This is a genomic window from Nocardioides psychrotolerans (assembly GCF_943371775.1).
In the GTDB taxonomy this organism is placed as follows: Bacteria; Actinomycetota; Actinomycetes; order Propionibacteriales; family Nocardioidaceae; genus Nocardioides; species Nocardioides psychrotolerans_A.
This window is the reverse complement of the sequence record NZ_CALRWD010000144.1, coordinates 1-3,530: the sequence shown is the minus strand read 5'-3', so window position 1 is coordinate 3,530 and position 3,530 is coordinate 1. Positions and strand designations below refer to the sequence as shown.

Genomic DNA, 3,530 nt, shown 5'->3' with positions numbered 1-3,530 from the left:
CGTTTTCGACGTCTGAAGACCCTCAGGACGTCGAAAACGTCCCGCACTATCCCCCGGGCGCGCAACCTGCGCCTCGGCCCACCCTCAGCGTGAGCGGGCGGTGCGGGCGAGGTGCGCGGCACCCACGGCGCCGGCGGCGGAGCCGCACTGCGCGACGACGACCGCGGGCAGGGGGCGGTGCCCGCTGCCCACGACCGAGCGGGCCATGGCCCGGCGGGCCGGCTCCAGCAGCAGGTCACCCGCCTCGGAGGCGCCGCCGCCGATGACCACCAGCTCCGGGTCGTACGACGACACGAGGCCGCCGAGCCCCACCCCCAGCCAGTCGCCGACCGAGGTCAGGGCCTGCAGCGCGCCGCCGTCGCCGGCGATGGCAGCCGCGGTCACGGCCGGACCGTCGGCGTAGCCGGGACCCGCGAGGCGCACCAGGGCGTTGCCGCTGGCGTACTGCTCGAGGCAACCGCGCAGCCCGCACTCGCAGTGGTGCCCCTCGGGGACGACCCGCACGTGGCCGAACTCGCCGGCCATCCCGTGCGCACCGCGCAGCACCGACCCGGCGTGCACGATCGCGCCGCCGATGCCCGTCCCGACGGTGACCAGCAGGAAGGACTCCCCGCCCCGGCCGGCGCCGTAGGCGATCTCGGCGACGGCGGCGCAGGCGACGTCGTTGTCCATGACGACCGGGACGCCCCAGCGCTCGGTGAGGCGGCCCAGGGTGTCGTCCTCCTGCCACGGCAGGTGGGTCGAGAAGTGCACGCGGTCGTGGTCGACCAGCCCGGCGACGGAGAGGCCGACCGCCACCAGGTCGCGACCCGCCGTGAGCTCCTCGACCGCCGACGTGACGGCATCGTCGAGCAGGCGGGGGTCGGCGTGCCGGTCCGGGGTGTCGCGGCGGGTGGAACGCAGCACCGCCCCGGCTTCGTCGACCTCGCAGGCGAGGACCTTGGTGCCGCCGATGTCGATGCCGAGGTGCAGGCCCGTCCCGGCGGTCATCGGCGCGGGCCCATCAGTGTCGGGCCAGGTCGGCGGCGCCGATGACGCCGGCCTTGTTGCCCAGGGTCGCGAGACGGATCTCGGCGACCGGACGGTGGCCGCGGCCGCTCAGCTGCGACTCGAAGGCCGCGCGCAGCGGCACCATCAGCAGGTCGCCGGCCTCGCTCACACCGCCGCCGATCACGACGGCCGCCGGGTCGAGGACCGCGACGAGGGACGCGATGCCGCCACCGAGCCAGCGGGCCAGCGAGGCGATGAGCTCGATGCTGAAGGGGTCGCCGGCCTGGGCGGCCTCGGTGACCAGCGGGCCGGTGATCGCCTCCGGGTCACCCCCGGCCAGGAGCAGCAGCGGCATCGCGGCGTCGACGCCACCGGCCGCGGCCGTCTTGGCCTCACGCACGAGGGCCCGACCGCTGGCGTACTGCTCGAGGCACCCGCGCTGACCGCAGCCGCAGAGGTGGCCGTCGGGCACGACCCGCAGGTGGCCGATCTCCGCCGCCGGCCCGAAGGCCCCGCGGTAGAGCCGGCCGTCCAGCACGATGCCACCACCGACCCCGGTGCCGACGGTGACCATCAGCAGGTCGTCGACGTCAGCGCCCGCGCCGAAGGCGAACTCGCCCCAGGCCGCGGCGTTGGCGTCGTTCTCGACGACGACCGGCAGCCCGATGCGCTTCTCCAGCTCCGTCTTGAGGTCGACGTCGCGCAGGGCCAGGTTGGGGGCGAACATCACGCTGGCGCGGTTGGCGTCGACGTAGCCCGCCGCACCCACGCCCACGCGCTCCACCTCGTGCCGGGTGCGGAGCTCGGCGACGAGGTCGGCGATGGCCTGCTCGATCGCCTCGGCGTCCATCGCGGGCGACTCCACCCGCGCCTCCTCGAGGATCGTGCCCTCGAGGTCGACGACCGCGCCCGCGATCTTCGTGCCGCCGACGTCGACTCCACATGCCAGGGTCATGACTGTCCGTCCAGGTCGTTCGGGTTGCTCGGGCTGCTCGGGTCGTTCGGGTCCTCGGTGTCGTCCAGGTCGATCTGCTCGACCCCACGCCCGCGCGCCTCGGGCGGCACCGGCGTGGCCATCAGCCCGGCCGCGGCCTGCATCAGGGCGGCTGCAGCGGTGGCCAGGTGGGCGCGCACCTCCGGGCTGGTCTGTCGTACGGCGTGCACGGTGCGGCAGAGGGGGCAGTAGGTGCACTCCGCACTGCCCGTGGCCAGGTGCTCGTTGACGTCCTGCAGCGAGGCTGCGGCCGCCCCTGCGAGCCCGCCGAGCCCCGCGCCCATGTCGGCGCCGTGGTCCTTGGCCCAGTCGGAGAAGGCGCCGAGCAGCTTGGCGGCCTCCTCGCCGACGCTGCCGACGGGTTCCTGGGGCCCGCTGGGGTCCTGCGGCTCGCTCATGTCACCGTCTCCCCTGCTGGCTGGTCCGTCGCGATGTCGGTCGCAGGGTCGCGGAAGCGGACCTGCAGCTCTCCTGCGTCCACCTTGGCGCCCGCGACCTGCAGTCGCGCGAGCCCGGCAGGGAGCGTGAGAAGGCGACGATACGACCCCACGGTCACGACCAGCTCGTCGCCGTTGCGCGCGAGACCGACCTCGGTGCGCGAGACGAAGGGCAGCGCGAGGTGCAGCACGGCTCCGGCACTGGTCCGGTCGACACGGAACGGCCCGCGCCCGCTGGGCGCTGCGAGCGGGTCGGCCCCTGCGTAGACGTCGCTGGCCAGGTCGCTCAGCGCCGCCACCCCCACAGGCTCGGTGGCGCGGTAGACCGACCGCCAGACCGGCAGCCCGGTGAACGACTCCTCGACCTGCGCGAGCACGGCGTCCTGCGCCATCACCCACCCGGCGCGCCAGTCGTCGGCATCCTCGGCGGGGAAGACCCGGTTGGCCACGACACCGTCGACGCGGTAGCCGAAGAGCGAGAGGCTCGTGTAGGCGCGGCGTGCCTCGGCGAGGACCATCGCCTCGGGCGTCAGGACCAGCCGCACGCTCGCGGCGGGACCGGCCAGCAGCGCGTGCACCTCGTCGAGCTCGGCGTGCAGCCGCTCGATGGCGTCGAAGACGCTGTCACCGGGCATCGGCACGCCCGCCGCCCGGGAGAGGACCGGCTTGAGCGCCTTCATGACGCGGCGCTGGGTGGGCAGGACGCGCTCCATGTACCACCCGAGGGCCTCGGGCAGGGCCAGGAGCCGCAGCGTCTCGGCGGTCGGGGCGCAGTCGACGACGATGACGTCCCACTCCCCCGACAACGCGTGCAACCGCAGCTCGAGCAGCGCGAGGACCTCCTCGGCGCCGGGGATGACGGTCAGCTCCTCGGCCGCGACCGGGTCGACCCCGGCCACGTCGAGCACGGAGAGCAGGTAGCCCTGGATCTGCGCCCACGACTGCTCGAAGCGCAGCTGGGCGTCGACCTGCTGCACGAAGAGCAGGTCGGCGACCTGCGTCGGGTCGGAGCCCACCGGTGTGCCGAACGCGTCGGCCAGGGAGTGCGCCGCGTCGGTCGAGAGCACCAGCGTGCGCTGGCCTGCGGCGGCCGCGAGGGCCGCCGTACC

The 3,530-nt window shown here is 74.6% G+C and carries 4 protein-coding genes; all 4 read right to left on the bottom strand.

Features of this window, described 5'->3' with window-relative positions; translation table 11 throughout:
• Nucleotides 1-84 precede the first annotated feature (84 nt).
• On the bottom strand, nucleotides 85-990 hold the full coding sequence (locus AAG827_RS22105) for an ROK family protein (protein ID WP_341928366.1): 906 nt from the start codon (nucleotides 988-990) through the stop codon (nucleotides 85-87).
• A gap of 13 nt (nucleotides 991-1,003) precedes the next feature.
• Nucleotides 1,004-1,945 carry an ROK family glucokinase gene (locus AAG827_RS22100; protein ID WP_341928365.1) on the bottom strand — a complete coding sequence of 314 codons (942 nt, stop codon included), beginning with the start codon at nucleotides 1,943-1,945 and terminating at the stop codon, nucleotides 1,004-1,006.
• Nucleotides 1,942-2,382, bottom strand: a complete 441-nt coding sequence (locus AAG827_RS22095; protein WP_341928364.1) for a hypothetical protein — start codon at nucleotides 2,380-2,382, stop codon at nucleotides 1,942-1,944. The genes AAG827_RS22100 and AAG827_RS22095 overlap by 4 nt, the downstream gene beginning before the upstream one ends.
• Nucleotides 2,379-3,530 (bottom strand): ArsA family ATPase (locus AAG827_RS22090; protein ID WP_341928363.1); only part of this gene is annotated, 1,152 nt, incomplete at its 5' end. The genes AAG827_RS22095 and AAG827_RS22090, both read right to left, overlap by 4 nt.

Coding starts and splice junctions, on each gene's coding strand:
- AAG827_RS22100 (WP_341928365.1), bottom strand. CDS start 1,945: ATGACCCTGGCATGTGGAGTCGACGTCGGCGGCACGAAGATCGCGGGC.
- AAG827_RS22105 (WP_341928366.1), bottom strand. CDS start 990: ATGACCGCCGGGACGGGCCTGCACCTCGGCATCGACATCGGCGGCACC.
- AAG827_RS22095 (WP_341928364.1), bottom strand. CDS start 2,382: ATGAGCGAGCCGCAGGACCCCAGCGGGCCCCAGGAACCCGTCGGCAGC.